Below are 17409 nucleotides of genomic sequence, written 5' to 3' on the forward strand. Positions count from 1 at the left end.
GAATTGTCCTTTCATCAGGGCATTCACGCGCCGACAGCCGTGAATTGCTTCATGGCCTGGCGGCGGATAACCTCGTTAAGTCCAAAAGTAATCAGCACTGCCACGGCCTGCAGTCCTACCGCCTGCGGAATGGACAGCTCCAGGCCGCCGAGCGAATAATACCCGGTGAACACCATTGCCGGCATGTAGGCGATGTATTGGAACGGCAGGAAGAACTGGATGACCTGCAGCCAGTGCGGGAAGAAGGCGAGCGGAATGAGCGCCCCTGAGAAAATAGCCGACACCAGCATGAACGCGCTGCGGATTCCGCCCGACTGCACTAGCCAGAATGAAGTCAGGCCAATCGTATAGTTCACATAGAAATTCATCAGAAAGGCAAGCAGCACAGACAATAGTGTCCACGGGAGGCTTGCCGGCCGCATATCGATTCCGAATATAAAAATAAAAATGAAAAGGCAGGGCACAAATTCAAACAGGAAGCCCAGGAAGCGGTGCCCGAGCTTCTGGAACAAGGCGAAGGAACGGTGATGAACCGGCCGCAGATGAAAGGTCAGAAACTTGCCGGTGCGCACGAGCATGGACAGGTTCCAGTCGGCAAAATCCATAATCAGATAACCGATCAGCGCCGTTGCCCCGAAATAGCGGATCATCTGGTGGAGATCCATTCCCCCCAATGTAGCTTGCCCGCCATATACCGCTGTCCAGATGAAATATTGCACCATGAAATATACAGGGCCGACGATAACGGAAACCAGGGAATGGGTGCGGTAGGCACTCCACTCTTTATAGGTCACCTCCGCTACCGAGCGGCAAACAAGCCAGTTATGCTTAAGGCGGTTCATTTAGATCAGTCCTGACCAGATAATATTGGTTACATTGAACAGCCCTTCCGCATACCAGTTATCGTCAGTGAAAGGCACGAACCATACCGCAGCAAGCTGCTCTGCAGGGTCGATAGCCATGCAGCAGGCACCTGCACCTTCATGGAAGTAACTGCCCTCAGAGTAGAGGAAGGCAGGACCTTGTCTCATATCCAGTCCAATCCCGTAGCTCCGGTCTTTGACATTGTTACCCCAGCAGTAATCGGGCACGCCATAGAGGGTGCGGGTGGTGAGCTTCTCGACGGCCTTGCGGCCCACAATCCGGGTATCGCCCAGCGTGCCCATGCCCAGCAGCATATTGGCGAACAAGATAAGATCGGCGGGTGTAGAGACCAGGCCTCCGCCGGTACTGGACACCGTCTCCCACAGCTTTTCTGCCGGAGAGAGCTCTGGCTGAGTACCATGGATCAGGTCATGGAGCCGCTTTTCTTTTCTTTCGTTTCTTATAATGAAGCGTGCAGCCAGCTCCGGAGTCGGTTCCCACATCGTATCCTTCATTCCGAGCGGCTTCAGAATCTGCTCCTCTATGTACTGCTCGGCGGTAACGCCAGTGATTTTCTTAATAATCTCACCGAGGATACAGAAGCCGAATGAGCAATATTGCCACTCCTCGCCAACCTTTTTATTAACCCCGCAGCTCAGTGCAGCTGAAATCCAGTCGGGCTTACCGTCCTCAGGATTATACTTGTCGAAGTACTCTTCGATCAGCTGCCAGTAAGACTTATGGTAGGGGATCATGCTGCCGGCACAGTCGGGAAACAGGCCCGAGGTATGGGTCAGCAGGCTGTAGATATCGATTTTGCTGAATGGCTCTACGTTAAAGGGCTCCAGAATCGTCCCGACAGGAATGTCCAAGCGGATGAATCCGTCCTCCACAAGCTTAGCAATGGCTACTGAGGTAATGGCTTTGGTAATGGATGCGATATTATGGACCGTTGCCGGTAAAAGCGGTTCCGTCCGGTCCTCACGGTACGAGCGGGGGCCTATGGCACCGTGCATGAATGTTTTGCCGTATCTGGATACGCAGTAAGAGGCAGCCTGGATCTTCTTGTCATCGATCAGATTCTGGAAATGGCTGTGCAAAACACCGATTCGTGAAGCGTCATAACCTACCTCTGCCGGTGAGCAGTCGGTATTACCAAGAGTGTGCAGCATAATATGCCTCCTTAAAATTTAGTAGTGCCGTGTATGGCTCAAATAAATATCTAAGCGCTTTCACTGTGACAAGCACATGCCAATCAGGATGGCAATGGCTACTGGCACGATACGTCTAAGTATATTCCAGGGATTGGATGTTGCAATGGGGAGTTTGTTTATAACCAAACTTGACTTAGTGAGCTGCTGTTATGGAATAACAAGAATGTGATATAGTGGTGGGAAATTAACAGGGAGAGACAGGATGGCGGGGAATGTTCGTGTTGAACATATATTAAAGGAGTGAATCACCTATGTACGAGCAGAAAACGAAAGAGACTGAGCAGAGCGTCACCCAGTTTATTGAACAAATAGAGAGTCCGGGGAAACGTGAGGATGCTTATAAATTATTAGATATTTTCAGCGAAACTACGGGTTATCCGGCGAAAATGTGGGGCCCGAGCATTATTGGTTTCGGAACGTACCACTACAAGTATGCGACAGGGCATGAAGGGGATGCACCGCTGGTAGGCTTCTCGCCGAGAAAAGCGAAGATCAGCCTATACTTTGCAGCGGGTGATACCCAGCGGGAAGAGCTGCTGCAGAGGCTGGGGAAGCATACAGCGGGCAAAGCCTGTATATACGTAAATAAGCTGGACGATATTGATGCCGTTGTCCTGAAGGAATTCATTCAGCAATCTGTGAAGTTCTTAAGAGAGACTTACGGAGCTTGAAGCCTGCAAGTGACAGCAATGTCACATGAGACCTCTTAATTAGCAGGTGAATCGCACGACAGTGCTTACCCGAACCCCTACAATGAAGGAGTTGGCTGGAACGGACACTTCACTCCGCCCTTTGGAACTCCAAATTTAAGGACATTAGGGAGAGGCTGCAGTTGAAACAAGGTAATATCAAAAGGAATAACAAAAGGGATAACACCCGTATCAAGTCCGGCATTCTAAGCGCTCTGCTTATACTGGGTTGTGTTAATGTGGGAAGTGCCTATGCTCAGCAGCCGGAATCTTCAGTGAGTCCAGCCTCTATCGAACTGCATGCCGAACTCAGCCGCGCATCCGCTGCAGATGTACAGAATGGCCCCCATGATGCGAAGGAAGTCGAGGCGTTTCTGGATGGTTTTTTTGCCAGAGCGGATATTAAGGCGAAAGCCGGAGCTGCTGCGGTCTCAGTCGTTCAGGACGGGGAAACCCTCATCTCGAAGGGATATGGGGTAACCGGCAAATCAGCGAAGTCAGGGGTAGATGCAAGCAGGGATACGTTCCGGATCGGCTCCGTGTCCAAGGTGTTCACTGCAGCTGCCATTATGCAGCTGGCCGATCAAGGGAAGATCTCACTTCAGGACAATATTGAAAAATACCTGGACGGCTACACGCTAACGAGTCCTTATGATACTCCGGTAACGGTGGAACATCTGTTGACGCATACGACAGGTTTTGAAGTACGCGAACCTGCCGACGCCAGCTATCTGTACGACACTTCCCGTAAGCCGGTTTCTTTAAAGGATAGCATCTATGATGTCTTTCCTCCTGTGGTCCGCGAGCCGGGAGCCTCTTACATGTACGATAATTTCGCTTCCAGACTACAGGGTTATATCGTGCAGCAGGTAAGCGGAGAATCCTTCGGGAGCTATGTGGAGAACCATCTGTTTAAGCCGCTTGGCATGAATTCAAGCAGCTTCCGTGTAACTCCTGAATTGGCATACCGGCTCGTGCCTTCCTATGACGGGGAGGGCGGCGCTATACCGCTATACGGCTTCTCTCCGGCGGAGTGGCCTGAAGGCAGCATGTTATCAACCGCATCTGATATGGCGCTATTCATGGAAGCTTTTCTGAATGGCGGCAAGGCTGCTGACGGTACGGTAATCCTGTCCGGGGAATCGGTTAAGGCGATGTCTTCCTACCGGATGGTTATTCATCCCGATCTGCCGGATACGACCTATGGCTTTGAATCACCTGTAATCCCGGCCCGGACGAAAGGGGAGAAGGTGATCTCCAAAGGCGGAGACATTCTAGGTTACAGCTCTTTGCTGTGGATTCTGCCTGACCGGCATACTGGAGTGTTCGTATCATACAATACCAATCAGGATTTGCGTAATGATCTGTTCACCGCATTTATGAATCACTATTATGCAGGGGGACAATCGCCGTATGAACCGAATGGGTATCAGGTGCAGGCTGCGGAGGAACTGGCCAGGTTCGAGGGCTTGTACTCCGATCTAAGAATTAAGCTGCTGACGAAAGTTCAAGCAAACGCAGACGGTACCCTAACGGTGAGTGATGTGCTCAGCCGTCATCAGTTGAAGCAGATTGGCGAGCTGCTGTTCGTGGATGAGGAGGGGAATCCGCTGGCCTTCAAAGCGGATAATGAGGGCCATATCCTCTATATGAAATACTCCAATCTATATAGCTATGCGTCCAAACTCCCGGAGAATCCAGCCGGATTTCCGGATGTGCCGGCCAATCATCCGTATGCCGGCTATATTCTGAGCCTGCGGTCACTGGGCTTCTTGACAGAGGAGCTTTCGGAGCCGTTTGAGCCTGAGCAAAAAGTTACCCGCGGAGCGTTCATCCATACGTTTAATACGATATGGAGCATCCCGGAGTCATCGAATCCGTCCTTATTCAAGGACACCGGTAATTCACCATACCAACAGGATATTCAAGCTGCGGTCGAGGCTGGCATGCTGAATGGAACCGGCAACGGGTTGTTCGAGCCGGACCGTCCGATTCTGCGCGAAGAAGCGGCAGCAATCGTCTACCGCCTGCTTATAGCAACGGGGATCAGGGTACCGGGTTCTACCGCCGGGCTTGCACCGGGTACGTCGAAGTGGGCTGCCGATGCTGTCCGTTCAATCGTTAGCTGGAAGCTGCATGGACCGGAGGTTACGGAGTCGGACGGCATGTCTGACTACGGTTCACTACGTGCGCTGAGCAAACAGGAGATGGCGGCTCTGCTGTTCCGCATGCTGCTTCCGCAATAAGAACATACAGGGAGAAGGGGCGATTCATTCGCTCTTTTTTTGTGCTGCAGGTAATTTTCACATTGCCTGTTAACTTTGTAATGGTATTTCTTATTATTCCATGCGACAATGCCATTCTGGCTATTATTTTTCTGTAATGGTGGAAGAATTTAATTACCCTCATCAGAAATTTGTCCTGTGCAATAGGGGAGTGCAGAGTTGAATTTAGCCTGGAGGACGTTTGATAAATAAAAACCTGAGAATGAAAGGACAATGAATCACATTATGAATTCGAAGCCGTTAACCAAAAGTATCACCTTCATGCAAGCCCTGGCCCTTGTGGTAGGGATGATTATCGGATCGGGGATCTTTCTGAAGCCCGGGATTGTGCTGAATAACGCGGGAACTCCATGGATGAGTATCCTGGCCTGGGGTGCCGGGGGGATTATTACACTGGCTTCGGCGCTGAGCGTGGCGGAAATTGCTGCCGCGATTCCGAAGTCAGGAGGTTTGTATACATATTTAAGTGAATTGTATGGCGGGGTATTCGGCTACCTGCTCGGCTGGGTGCAGGCTGTGATCTCCTATCCGGCTTCTGTTGCCGCGCTGGCGATTGCTTTTGCCACATACTCCGGCTACTTCCTGCCGTTGAATCACTGGCAGCAGAAGCTGCTGGCCGTGGGTATTCTGGCTTTCATTCTGCTGATAAATGTCATCGCCACAAGGTTCGGCGGAATCATCCAGACTGTGGCAACTGTGGGCAAGCTGATTCCGGTAGCGGGCATCGTGGGCGTAGGCTTGTTCTCGGATCTGGCTCCCGGCTTTGGAGGAATCAGTGCATCAGCGGCAGGCGCGGGCTTCGGGGCGGCGGTTCTGGGCACACTCTGGGCGTATGACGGCTGGATCAGCGTGACCAATATGGCGGGTGAAATCAACAATCCGGCCAAAACACTGCCAAAAGTCATTTCGATCGGCGTTATATTTGTAATTGCTGTATATGTACTGTTCAACATTGCAGTGTTCAAAGCGCTGCCCTATGATCAGATTATTTCCTCCCAGACTCCGGGTGCAGATGCGGCAGAAGCGCTATTCGGCAGCGGCGGCGGAGCTTTTATTACAGCAGGCATCATTGTCTCCGTATTAGGAGCGCTGAACGGGTATCTGATGACCGCTGCGCGGGTGCCGCAGGCGATGGGGGAGAAGCGGCAGATTCCATTTTCCCGGGTGCTCAGCAGTATTCATCCGAAGTTCCAGACCCCGGCGAATGCGCTTATTTTTCAGAGTGTGCTGGCGGTGATCTACATCTTCTCGGGAACTTTCAATACGCTGACAGACCTGCTGGTGTTTGTCCTGTGGATTTTCTTTACGATGGGTGTGTTCGGCGTGTTCATCCTGCGCAAGAAAATGCCGTATGAACCAGGCCGCTACCGCGTGCCGCTCTATCCGTTCACCCCGATACTTGGCGTGGCAGGCGGAATCTATATTCTGGCCAGCACGATCATCAGTGATCCGCTGCGTTCGCTGGTGGGGATCGGCATTACGCTGGCCGGACTCCCGATTTATTATGTGATGATCCGGAAGAACCGTGTGTAGAGTAAGTCCACAGATTGTCCGAGGGTAAGCTGAATATGAAATAAACTGCGCAGTGCAAGGTGCTTCAGGGCTTTGTACTGCAGCAGTTAACGGCTGAGCAAGAGGAAATATAATTATTTGTTGACAAGGGGAGTTATATTAAGTATACTATGAAAGTATCTTTTGAGCGGGCGTTCACAGCTTAGAGATTATCGTCTTGTAGATCAGAATACATAGACACATACGGACTCTTAGCTCAGTTGGTAGAGCAGTAGACTCTTAATCTATTTGTCCAGGGTTCGAGCCCCTGAGAGTCCATCACACAAGAAACGGCAGAGATGCCGTTTTTTTATCGTTTAAGGCGTGAATAATAAAGTTGGAATATCGCTGAAGAGGCGGCTAAGGCATCCGGGAGCAGCGTTGGCGAGGGTTGGGCTGAATCAGCGCCGGAAATAGTTGGATTTTCTCCACTTGCTGATGAATAGAGAAGCCCTCGCCGGACAACAGTTGGATAAACAGCACTTAATTTGCGGTAAAGGCCATAAAGTAGAGTGAATGTGAGAAATTAAGTGACGTTTCTCCAACTAAAATCCTGAAATTAGTCAAAAGAGCGAAATTAAGATACGTTTTTCCATTTAATACTCTATGTACTGGGTAAACTACGGCGGCGATCTCTAAGCACGACTCATTAATTAGCATTAGCCTATACTCAATTACCGTAGTTTGCTGATTCGCTTGAAATTAAACTTGATCATGCTTGTCAGAACAGGAGCTAGCAATGCTCCGCAATCTGTACTTCGAAGCCGTCCGGGTCTAGAATGTAAAAGAACCGCAGATGCGGATTCGGCGAGACGGGTCCGCGTGCTACCGGAATTCCCTCGTTACTAAGCTCCTTCATAGCCTCGTCCAGTGAACCTGCCTCGAAACCTACTGAAATACCGCACTCCGGCTTTAGCGCCGGATCACTTCCCTGAATAAGCTCGATCTTCGGTTGTCCTTCTGCACCCAGCATGACAATTTGCCTGCCTCTGCTCTCAAATCTGCGCTCAATGGGAAGGCCCAGAATCCTGTGATAGAAATCAAGGGAAGCCTCCAGATCGCGCACTCTGAGCGTAATCCAGTTCATACTCAAGTTCATGTTTCTCATATCCTTTGCTGTGAATTTTGGTAGTGTCTATTATACGCTATGTGTACGGCTTTTTTAACATACACAGTCTGCCGGGTAACGTTATAATCTATCTGGAATGATTCTGTTATATTGCCGGAGGCCGGAAGATGAGGAAGTATGTGCTGCTATTGATATTTCTAGTACTTATGGGACTGCTGGCCTTCATAGGAACGATATGGCGCGAGGGTCCGCAACAAGAGGTGCCTGAATTAACAGCGGCACGGAAGCGGGAGGATTTTGAATATCTGGCCAAGCTCGTGAAGGAGGTTTATCCGCTGGATAAGGCGCTTGAGCAGGATAAAGGTCTTGAGAATATGGACGTAATCAGTCAGGCATTCATAACCCGGGCCGGGGAATCTGCCGATAATGCTGAATTTCTCCGGCTGTTCTATGAATACATGACATTCTTGGGGCAAGCCGGCCATGCACAGGTGGTCTTTGATGAGCCGTACAATCCTATGCTTGCTTTCTTCTATAACATTGATAAACAAGCCTACCGCTCCAGAGACTACTGGCTTAACATGGCGGTCGGTGTGGAGATGTATGTGCACAGCAAAGCAGACATCCACTATGAGCAGGGTAAATATGTGCTGGCGCAGGATTATCAGGCGAGAGAGACTCTTTTTCCGCAAGGTTCAATAATTGAGCGAATTAACGGTCTGGATGTTGAGGATTATGTTAAGTCTTTGCAGACACGGCTTCATCTAGTTTGGGATGCTGCGCTTCATCGGGTATACCTGCAGACGCTACTTAGTGCTGATCCGGGGAACGGTGCTTGGATGATTGAAGCGGTCCGCCCGGATGGCACGATGGCCAAGGGGGATTTCTTGGTGTACAAGGGATATGCGGCGCCATACCGGAATGAACAGCCTGACAGCAATGTTATCCCCGTTGAGCTGGATGACCAGACCGGATATATAAGGATTTTTAGCTTTGCAGATATGTATAAGGAGCAGGACCGACTGGTTATTCAGGATTTCATGAAGAAGTCGGGAGGGAAATACAGTAAGCTGATTATTGATCTAAGGAGGAACGGCGGCGGTGATGATGATTATTGGGCGGATAATCTGCTGAAGCCTTTGTTAAAAGCGCCCGTGGATTACGAGCAATCCGCAAGCGTGAAGAAATCATTCGGTGAACGTTTCGGGCTGCGGTTTCGCCTGTACAAACAATTCGTCAGCTCTACTCTGACCAATAAGGACAGATATGACGTAACAGAGGTTAAGAAAGAGCAACTCCCGGGAGTAGACTCTGCGGACTGGGACACTTATACGGTGACCAAGTACTGGCAGCCGGAAGATTCTTTTCTCTTTGACGGAAAGGTATATGTGCTTGCAGACGGTGACAGCTTCTCGGCAGCAGACAACTTCACGGCCGCTGTCCGCAAGCTGGGCCTGGGAACGGTGGCCGGAACGAATACGGCGGGTGGAGCCTGTGTCTATATGGAGCCTTACAGGTACGCTCTGCCGAACAGCGGGATTATATTTAAACTCGAAACGGACCTGAACAGCAACGCTGAAGGCCGGATTAATGAAATCTACGGGACTGCGCCGGATGTGCTGATGGACGAATCCCGCTATCCAACGACCTATCCGGAGAGTTATGAACCTGAGGTTTTGAAGAATGAGGAGTGGATCCGCAAGGTCATGCTGAGTCTATAATGGAATGTGAGTTCTAAGTACATATTAGGAGGATTTGGTAATGAATATAACACTAGTAGTAAACGGCGGAAAAACGATAGCCGTAGTGAGCGGCAGCGAGACCTTAGTCAGTGATGTCCAGGATGCGCTGGATCTAATGGCAACGGTACGGTATGAAGTCGATTGCGACCGGATAGTCATACATAAAGCTCTGCTGAGTGAAAGATTTTTTGATTTGAAGACCCGGCTGGCCGGTGAGATTCTACAGAAGTTCATCAATTATCAGCTGAAGGTGGCGATCGTAGGAGATTTCAGCGGATACACGAGCCGGAGTCTGCGTGACTTCATTTATGAATGCAATAACGGGAAGGATGTTTTTTTCCTGGCGGATGAGCAGCAGGCGGTTGAGCAGTTAAGTAAGGTTTAGAGATACGCTATAAGAAACAACTCAAACTCCGATCCGGCTGGATCGGTTTTTTTTGTATTTTCCAGTGAGGCAAAAGAACAATATGCGCTAAAAAGGCATTACGTCTATACCTTCACTATTAAATTCGAATACTACTATATTGAAAAATTGTTTTATATCAATCTGAGTGAAAGGGGAGTGGTGACGATGAGCTTATTATCTACGGGACCGATTGAGAACAATGTCTCAGCCTCAACCGGGGTAAGGCCTACGCAGCAGGTGACAGTCAAAGTCGATAATAGAAGCAGTGTCTCCAGTTCGACGGTTGTGGTCGAAGGCTATTTTTTGGATGGGACAAGAACATTATATGTGAGTGAAACTCTGAATCTGTCCCCGAATCAAGTGATAACCAGAACTTATTACGCGGATTTGAATGCCTTTGAATTTCTTTTCACCACATCTGCTTCCGTGAACGATGAGATCCGGATTTCTGCATGGGGAAAAGACGCTACGGGTAATTTGGTGACGGCGCACAGGCTGGTTTCCGCTGAATTATTAGGAGCAGTGACGGGGGTGACGGGAGCCACGGGAGCTACGGGAGTGGCTGGTGCAACGGGTGCGAATGGAGCTACGGGAGTGACAGGAGTGAATGGGGTGACTGGAGCCACGGGAGTGACTGGAGCTACGGGAGTTACAGGAGTTGCGGGAGTTACAGGAGCTACGGGTGCGAGTGGAGAGACCGGAGCCACAGGAGCCACAGGAGTTACCGGAGCTACCGGATCAGCGGAGCCCGCCTCGGTTAATCTGATGTACGTGACCAACAACGGCGGCGACAATATTTCTGTGATAGACGGGAATACGAATGCTGTTGTAGCTACGATTGCAGTTGGTGCGGGGCCGTTTGGTGTAGAGGTGAACTCTGTAACCAACCGGATTTATGTAGCCAATGAGGATAGCGGGAATGTCTCGGTGATAGATGGAAGCACTAATACGGTTATAGCTACTGTTACTGTGGGGACTACACCAAATGGGGTAAGAGTAAATCCCAATACCAACCGGATTTATGTTACGAATTCAGGGAGCAATAATGTCTCGGTGATTGACGGGGGCAGCAATGAAGTGATTGCCAGTGTGGCCGTAGGAGCCGGGCCATTCGGTGCGTGGGTGAACCCGATCACCAACCGGATCTATGTAGCAAATACAGGCAGCAACAATGTCTCTGTCATCAGCGGAATATCCAATGCCGTTATTGCTACGGTTGCTGTTGGGGCTGTTCCTGTAGGAGTAACAGTGAATACCCGTACCAACCGGATTTATGTGACAAATTCAAACAGCAGCAATGTTTCGGTGATCAGCGGTTTGTCAAATACCATTATCGCTACGGTTCCGGCAGGTATAGTACCAAGCGGCATCGGATTGAATCCTAACACTAATCTGATTTACTCCGCCAATCAGGGCAGTAACAATGTGTCCGTCATTAACGGAAGTACCAATACCGTTGCCGCCACCATTCCAGTGGGGATCAGTCCGCTCGGTGTAGCGGTAAATCCTCTGACCAATGGTGCGTATGTGGCGAATGCCGGGAGCAATACGATCTCCGTTATCGACGGGAACAGAAATACTGTCACTTCCAGCATAACGGTAGGTACCACCCCTTTAGGAGTAGGGATCAATCCTTAACAAGAGGTGAGCGCGATGATTACAATTAGTCTGTGCATGATCGTGAGGAACGAGCAAGCTACACTGGAACGATGTATACAATCTGTACAGGAGGCCGTGGATGAAATCATCATTGTGGATACCGGATCAACGGACAGCACCAAAGAAATAGCCGGGCGATGGACGCCTCATGTCCGGGAGTATAAGTGGAAGCATCATTTCGCCGAGGCACGGAACTATTCATTTGCGCAAGCGGCAATGGATTATATCCTATGGCTTGATGCAGATGATGTGTTGCTGCCTGCGGAGCTGCAGAAGCTTTTGGAGCTCAAACATTCTCTGTCTCCTGACATTGATCGGGTGTCTATGCCTTATCACTGCGACTTTGATGAATACGGGAACGCCACATTAAAGGTCCGGCGCGTAAGGCTGGTCAGACGCTCCCGGAATTACGAGTGGACCGGGGCGGTGCATGAGGATTTGTCGATAGAAGAAGGCTGTCTGGACAGTGATATTGTGATTACTCATCTGAAGAATCATAGCCGTTCAGATACTAAGCGGAACCTGAGAATTTATGAACTGCTGTTGTCCTCCGGGGTGGAATTTACAGCACGGGATACTTTGCATTATGCCATGGAGCTGCATCAGCATCGCTTCTATGAACAGGCAGTTCTCTTTTACCTGCAATTCATAGACTCTAATCAGCGTACAATAGAAGATATAATTCATGTCTGTTCGAAATTGGCAGATTGTTATTACCACATGGGAAACCGGGACAAGGAGCAGGAGTGGATTTTCAAATCGTTCACCTATGATATTCCCCGTCCGGAATTCTGCTGCCGGCTGGCTTATTTCTTTTTGGAAAAGGAGCAATTTCATCAGGCGGTGTACTGGTATAAGCTGGCTATCGAATCGCCGCCGCCTGTTAATCCTTGGGCCATCTCTAATGATGTGGCCAGAACCTGGCTGCCCCACATGCAGCTGGGCCTGTGTTACTACCACCTTAATGAATATGAACTATCCTATCATCATAACAAGTTAGCCTCCGGATATCTCCCGGATGATCAGAGCATCCTCAACAACATTAATCTGTTGGAAAAAGAAATTCTTAAGGTTAAGGAGCAGGCCGATTTGCGTTTGACAACCTTTCCATGTTGAAGCACAATAAAAAGGTGATGATGTAAATTTAAGTGGTGCAGGGAGAATAATACATGAATAATAAATCAGGACGTCAGTCCTTCCGGGAAAGACTGGATTATATGGTAAGCAAGCTCCGAACAGATATTCTTAGCGGTATTCTGCAGCCGGGAGCGTATCTTCCTGCCGAGAGCCTGCTGGCCAAACAGTTTGAGCTCAGTAACAAATCCGTCCGCAGAGGACTGGATGTCCTTGTACAAGAAGGTCTGATTCTGAAGATTGACCGTGTGGGCAGCGTGGTAATGGAGTCGGTCAGGGAGCGGATTCGCATCCATTTCGGCTGCAGCTCTTCCCTGACCAAGGACTTCAAGCTGGACGATCTCATAGCAGAATTCCACCGGCTGCATCCCGGGATTCATGTTCTGCCGCTCGCCTTGAATGACTTCGATCATGTGAATTCGGCCTTGGAGCTGATGAATAACGGAATGCTGGATGTGTTGTCCCTCAACAGTACCCAGTTTCAGGAGATGGCCGAGAACGGGTCCGCAGAGCTGCTTGAAGCGCTGGAGCCCGATCCGGGGCTGTATCCAATTACCAGCGAAGCCTTTTTGCATGAGGGACAGCTGTTTGCTTATCCGATTTCCTTCTCTCCCGTGGTGCTCTGCTACAACAAAGCCCATTTCCGTGAGGCTGACCTGCCTGAACCGGACAGTTACTGGACCTGGGATGATCTGATGGAGTCGGCACGGCAGCTGTCGGAGAAACGGGGGCGCCATGCCGTGTATTTTGTACCCGCCTCCGAGAACCGCTATTCGGTGTTTCTGCTGCAGAGCGGAATCCGGATCACGGAGGACGGAGGACACCATCCCACACTGAGTCCCGAGACCGCCAACAGTCTGGATATATACAGCAGGCTGGTGAACAATCATCAGATCTTCCCCAAATATCTGGCTGGCAATCACGAGGATGAGACAATATCGCTGTTTGTGCAGGAGCAGGTATCGATGATCCTGGCGACCTACTACAATCTGAACGAGTTCAAGGACCTTCCCCTGGATTATGACTTGGCCCCGCTTCCAACACTCAAAGCCAGGGACCCGCAAAAAACACTGCTCGTCACCATCGGTGCGGCGGTTGTGGGGAATTCCCGGCAGAAAGAGGCGGCACGGCAATTCGTCAGCTTCCTGGCTTCGGCAGAGGCGCAGCGGATGATCCGCGAACGTTCGGTCAGTATTCCGGCACGCAAACGGATTGCTGAAATGACCGTGGATGATCATTTGAACCGTCCTTCGAGATATCTGATGTACAGAGAGCTATTTCCAACATTTTCATACCTCAGAGATCTGGGGCTTCCTATTGCTGTACTGCAAAGCTTCCGCAAGCTCTTGAATGCGTATTGGTCCAGAATGATTGATGAGACCTCTATGTATGAGGAAATGGGCCGGCTGATTGCTGAAGAAAACAGGGCGAAGGCGGATAGGGCAACGGACACGCTCACCTGAGCGAGGCTGCAGCGGTTCTGGATCGGTGATTAAGCGTAATGATGGCAGGATTCTGCTATTATTACGCTTTTTTTGCTGTGTTACTGCTAGAAGTGGTGTAAAAAGAAAACATGAAATGAAAACAATGAAATATTTCATATCAAATCATGTTAGCTTTTTCACAATATTATGATGAGAAATTCGATTGATGAAATATCAATGTGATGTATAATTACATAAATGCTGATAAATAGTCAAAATTTAATTGACTTCAATGGAAGGTGAAAATATAATGTATACATCAGATGTATATCAGTAATGCGAAAATATAGATCTGAATAGCTTGGATATAAATCAAAAAGAAGTCAAGATTGAGAAAAACGTCACAATTATTGAGAAATGTACAGGCTGAAGGAGAAAATCAAGAGGAAAGGCGCTGATAGCTATTCCGTAAAAACGAAATGTTGATGTACTGTTGATTCCCTTATCGTGTGTTAGTAAATATCTCATAGGAACTATCTTACTTTTACTTATTAATAGGGGGCTGAATTATGAATGTTGCTAAAAGGAAGCTAGCTCTGCTGTTGCCGGTCCTGACACTGCTCGTTACACTGGTGTCAGCCTGTGGAGGGTCAAACAATAATGGAGGCAACGCCGCTGAACCATCGGCCTCTTCGGGTACTCAGAGTGAGACGGCTGCTCCTGTAGAAGGAAGCCGGTCCGTTGGCGGCCTTCAGGTGCCGATTGTGGCGGACAAGCTGGACCTGTCCCTTTGGTCCCCAAGCGGGGGGAATTTCCGGGGAACCGATTTTAATGAGAAGTACTCCTTTCAGCAAATGGAAGAGAACACCAACGTTCATATCAACTTTCAGCACAGTACAGAAGCCAGCGCAGAAGCATTCAGTCTGCTGATGTCCTCCGGCAAGCTTCCGGATATCATCTATAACGATCTGTGGGGGACGGACTCCGGCAAATACGGCGCTCAGGGAGCGCTCCTTCCACTGGAAGATCTGATTGACCAATATGCACCAAACTTCAAAAAGCTCCTCGATGACCACCCGGATATCCGGGGACAAATCACCTCGCCTGAAGGGCATATCTATTATCTGCCGAACCTCGTACTCGATTCCCAGGATTTGACCCAAATGTTCCCTCAGGTCCGCAGTGACTGGGTGGAGAAGCTGGGACTCCAGATGCCGCAAACTACAGAAGACTGGTATAACATGCTTAAAGCCTTTAGGGAGCAGGATCCCAATGGTAATGGCAAAAAAGATGAAATTCCGCTCGTCACCGTCAATTTGGAGAACATTATGATGCTGTTCGCACCGGCCTTTGGTGTCGAATACGGGTTCTTCGTGGATAACGGTGAAGTGAAATTCGGGCCTAATGATCCGCGGTTCAAGGATGTTGTTGCCTATCTGAACCGTCTATATGAAGAACAGCTGCTGGACCCGAACTATCTGGTGGACACAACGTTCCAGACGCTGACCGAGAAGGTTACCACGGATGTGGCCGGTGCCTGGTTCGGCTGGTCGGGGTCCTATATGGGGAACTTCACAACGCTGATGGAAGGCAAGCATGACACCTTCAAAATTGCAGCAGCCATTCCTCCAAAGGGGCCTAACGGTGATCAGCGCCATGTCTCCTTCCGCTGGCAGGCTGCAGCCCATGGACTTGCAGTATCCTCAAAGACTGCACATCCCGAAGAAGTGATGAAGTGGCTGGACTACCAGTATTCCGAAGAAGGCATTCTGCTGAACAATTTCGGGGTGGAAGGCAAGTCTTATGATCTGGTGAACGGCGAGCCGGTATATAAGGAAGAGGTTACTCATCCTACGAACGGGCTGACCAATACGCAGGAGCTGCTGAACCATACCATCGGCGGCGGAAGCTGGGCTACAGTGGCCGATACCCGTTATGCCGAACAGATCCGTGAAGCGAACGGGCAAACGGAGAATCCGCTGGAGATTTACAAGGATTATATTGACTTTGACGCGAAGCTACCGCCAGTACAATTCACGGCTGAAGAAAATGAAATTGTGGTTCCGCTTATGGCTGACATTCAGACCTATGTGGCTGAAACGATCAATGCCCAGATTATGGGACGCCAGAGCTTCGAGGATTATGACAAAGTCATGAAGCAGCTGGAGCAAATGGGGATTGGCGAGGTGCTGAAGCAGTACCAGGCTGCATATGAGCGTTTTAAAGGGAAATAAGCGGAGCAGGGCTGTCTTAGCCGGGCGGGCTGCGGAAATTCCGGCAGCTCCCTGGCACTAAGATAACCGGTACCCTCGCCTCTGTCCCGGAAAGGAGCCCCCTATGGCAGTACCCGTAAATGCAATCAAGGCCAAAAGCAGGAAACAGCGGACGAAACGGAGTTCCCTTTCGCTGAAGCGTATGATGGCTAACCGTTATCTCTATCTCATGCTGCTGCCCACTGTGCTGTATTTCCTCATCTTTGAATACAAACCGATGTACGGGGCGATAATCGCCTTCAAGGATTTCAATCCTTTCGCAGGAGTGGCCGGCAGCCCCTGGGTGGGCTTCAAAAATTTCGAGAAGTTTTTTGAGAGCTATTATTTCTTCCGTTTGCTGAAGAACACCTTCCTAATGAGCTTTTATTCGCTGCTGTTCATTTTTCCGGCTTCGCTGGTCTTTGCGCTTTTACTTAATGAGCTGCGGATCAAAAAGCTGAAGTCTTTCCTGCAGACGGTGTCTTATCTGCCGCATTTCATTTCATTAATTGTCATCTGCGGCATGATTATTGACTTCACGAAGCCCGGAGGCATTATCAACAGCCTGCTGCTCGGCATTGGAATCATCTCTGAGCCGATTCAGTTTCTAATCCTGCCGGAGTGGTTCCGCACCATTTATGTCGGTTCAGGCATGTGGCAGAGCCTGGGCTGGAACTCTATCATCTATCTGGCAGCCTTGTCCGGCATTAACCCAAGCCTCTATGAGGCTGCAGTTGTGGACGGGGCCGGGCGCTGGAAGCAGCTTACCCACATTACACTGCCGGGAATTCTGCCCACAGTGCTGATCCTGTTGATTCTGAATGTCGGGACCCTGCTGAATGTGGGCTGGGACAAAATTATATTGCTGTATAATCCGGGAACCTACGTCACGGCAGACGTCATCTCCACCTTTGTCTACAGACGCGGTGTCATGGAAGCCGATTACAGCTTCTCGGCGGCGGTGGGACTGTTCAACTCCGTGATCAACTTTACGCTGCTGGTGCTGGCGAACCGGATCAGCCGGAAGACCACCGAGAGCAGCTTATGGTGAGGGGAGCTATGCTTCCGAAGCCAGTTTAATTGCGCTGTTCACACAGGAAGTATAGCTCCATTAAACTCT

At 49.8% G+C, this 17409-nt stretch carries 13 protein-coding genes and 1 tRNA gene; 11 read left to right on the forward strand and 3 right to left on the reverse strand.

Annotation, left to right across the window (positions count from 1 at the left end; translation table 11 throughout):
* Window positions 1–23: 23 nt before the first annotated feature.
* Complete coding sequence (locus NSU01_RS11070; protein WP_076242761.1) at window positions 24–842, reverse strand: ABC-2 family transporter protein; 819 nt, start codon at window positions 840–842, stop codon at window positions 24–26.
* Window positions 843–2036, reverse strand: coding sequence for a serine hydrolase (locus NSU01_RS11075; RefSeq protein WP_076242762.1), 1194 nt, complete (start codon window positions 2034–2036; stop codon window positions 843–845).
* Between the two features lie 293 nt (window positions 2037–2329).
* On the opposite strand from NSU01_RS11075, the gene NSU01_RS11080 reads away from it, so the two are divergent.
* From NSU01_RS11080 to NSU01_RS11095, 4 genes are all read left to right on the forward strand, one after another.
* Window positions 2330–2749 (forward strand): DUF1801 domain-containing protein, encoded by a 420-nt coding sequence (locus NSU01_RS11080; protein WP_076242763.1) that lies wholly within the window; start codon window positions 2330–2332, stop codon window positions 2747–2749.
* A gap of 161 nt (window positions 2750–2910) precedes the next feature.
* Window positions 2911–5013, forward strand: coding sequence for a serine hydrolase (locus tag NSU01_RS11085; RefSeq protein ID WP_083705165.1), 2103 nt, complete (start codon window positions 2911–2913; stop codon window positions 5011–5013).
* A gap of 252 nt (window positions 5014–5265) precedes the next feature.
* On the forward strand, window positions 5266–6585 hold the full coding sequence (locus NSU01_RS11090; RefSeq protein WP_218639431.1) for an amino acid permease: 1320 nt from the start codon (window positions 5266–5268) through the stop codon (window positions 6583–6585).
* 224 nt (window positions 6586–6809) lie between these two features.
* A tRNA-Lys gene (locus tag NSU01_RS11095) sits at window positions 6810–6882 on the forward strand.
* Between the two features lie 454 nt (window positions 6883–7336).
* On the opposite strand, the gene NSU01_RS11100 is transcribed toward NSU01_RS11095, so the two are convergent.
* Complete coding sequence (locus NSU01_RS11100) at window positions 7337–7702, reverse strand: VOC family protein (RefSeq protein ID WP_052421766.1); 366 nt, start codon at window positions 7700–7702, stop codon at window positions 7337–7339.
* A 137-nt stretch (window positions 7703–7839) separates the two neighbouring features.
* Between NSU01_RS11100 and NSU01_RS11105 the strand changes: the two genes are divergently transcribed.
* The 7 genes from NSU01_RS11105 (at window position 7840) to NSU01_RS11135 (ending at window position 17340) form a co-directional block, all read left to right on the forward strand.
* Window positions 7840–9393: a S41 family peptidase gene (locus NSU01_RS11105; protein ID WP_076242764.1), complete on the forward strand. Its 1554-nt coding sequence runs from the start codon at window positions 7840–7842 to the stop codon at window positions 9391–9393.
* A gap of 40 nt (window positions 9394–9433) precedes the next feature.
* Window positions 9434–9799, forward strand: coding sequence for a DUF4180 domain-containing protein (locus NSU01_RS11110; RefSeq protein WP_076242765.1), 366 nt, complete (start codon window positions 9434–9436; stop codon window positions 9797–9799).
* 186 nt (window positions 9800–9985) lie between these two features.
* Window positions 9986–11458, forward strand: coding sequence for a hypothetical protein (locus NSU01_RS11115; protein ID WP_042135474.1), 1473 nt, complete (start codon window positions 9986–9988; stop codon window positions 11456–11458).
* 15 nt (window positions 11459–11473) lie between these two features.
* A complete protein-coding gene (locus tag NSU01_RS11120) occupies window positions 11474–12595 on the forward strand; it encodes a glycosyltransferase family 2 protein (protein WP_042135475.1) in 1122 nt (373 codons plus the stop codon).
* Between the two features lie 53 nt (window positions 12596–12648).
* Window positions 12649–14076, forward strand: coding sequence for an extracellular solute-binding protein (locus NSU01_RS11125; protein WP_042135476.1), 1428 nt, complete (start codon window positions 12649–12651; stop codon window positions 14074–14076).
* 530 nt (window positions 14077–14606) lie between these two features.
* Window positions 14607–16271: an extracellular solute-binding protein gene (locus NSU01_RS11130; protein WP_076242766.1), complete on the forward strand. Its 1665-nt coding sequence runs from the start codon at window positions 14607–14609 to the stop codon at window positions 16269–16271.
* Window positions 16272–16374: 103 nt separating this feature from the next.
* On the forward strand, window positions 16375–17340 hold the full coding sequence (locus NSU01_RS11135) for an ABC transporter permease subunit (RefSeq protein WP_042135478.1): 966 nt from the start codon (window positions 16375–16377) through the stop codon (window positions 17338–17340).
* Window positions 17341–17409 lie beyond the last annotated feature (69 nt).

Source organism: Paenibacillus sp. FSL H8-0259 (genome assembly GCF_037963255.1).
GTDB lineage: Bacteria > Bacillota > Bacilli > Paenibacillales > Paenibacillaceae > Paenibacillus_AQ > Paenibacillus_AQ phytohabitans.

What these genes read in the sequence shown, in the direction of transcription:
- NSU01_RS11110 (WP_076242765.1), top strand. Translation starts at nt 9,434, where the DNA reads ATGAATATAACACTAGTAGTAAACGGCGGAAAAACGATAGCCGTAGTG.
- NSU01_RS11135 (WP_042135478.1), top strand. Translation starts at nt 16,375, where the DNA reads ATGGCAGTACCCGTAAATGCAATCAAGGCCAAAAGCAGGAAACAGCGG.
- NSU01_RS11125 (WP_042135476.1), top strand. Translation starts at nt 12,649, where the DNA reads ATGAATAATAAATCAGGACGTCAGTCCTTCCGGGAAAGACTGGATTAT.
- NSU01_RS11115 (WP_042135474.1), top strand. Translation starts at nt 9,986, where the DNA reads ATGAGCTTATTATCTACGGGACCGATTGAGAACAATGTCTCAGCCTCA.
- NSU01_RS11120 (WP_042135475.1), top strand. Translation starts at nt 11,474, where the DNA reads ATGATTACAATTAGTCTGTGCATGATCGTGAGGAACGAGCAAGCTACA.
- NSU01_RS11080 (WP_076242763.1), top strand. Translation starts at nt 2,330, where the DNA reads ATGTACGAGCAGAAAACGAAAGAGACTGAGCAGAGCGTCACCCAGTTT.
- NSU01_RS11100 (WP_052421766.1), bottom strand. Translation starts at nt 7,702, where the DNA reads ATGAACTTGAGTATGAACTGGATTACGCTCAGAGTGCGCGATCTGGAG.
- NSU01_RS11105 (WP_076242764.1), top strand. Translation starts at nt 7,840, where the DNA reads ATGAGGAAGTATGTGCTGCTATTGATATTTCTAGTACTTATGGGACTG.
- NSU01_RS11090 (WP_218639431.1), top strand. Translation starts at nt 5,266, where the DNA reads ATGAATCACATTATGAATTCGAAGCCGTTAACCAAAAGTATCACCTTC.
- NSU01_RS11070 (WP_076242761.1), bottom strand. Translation starts at nt 842, where the DNA reads ATGAACCGCCTTAAGCATAACTGGCTTGTTTGCCGCTCGGTAGCGGAG.
- NSU01_RS11075 (WP_076242762.1), bottom strand. Translation starts at nt 2,036, where the DNA reads ATGCTGCACACTCTTGGTAATACCGACTGCTCACCGGCAGAGGTAGGT.
- NSU01_RS11130 (WP_076242766.1), top strand. Translation starts at nt 14,607, where the DNA reads ATGAATGTTGCTAAAAGGAAGCTAGCTCTGCTGTTGCCGGTCCTGACA.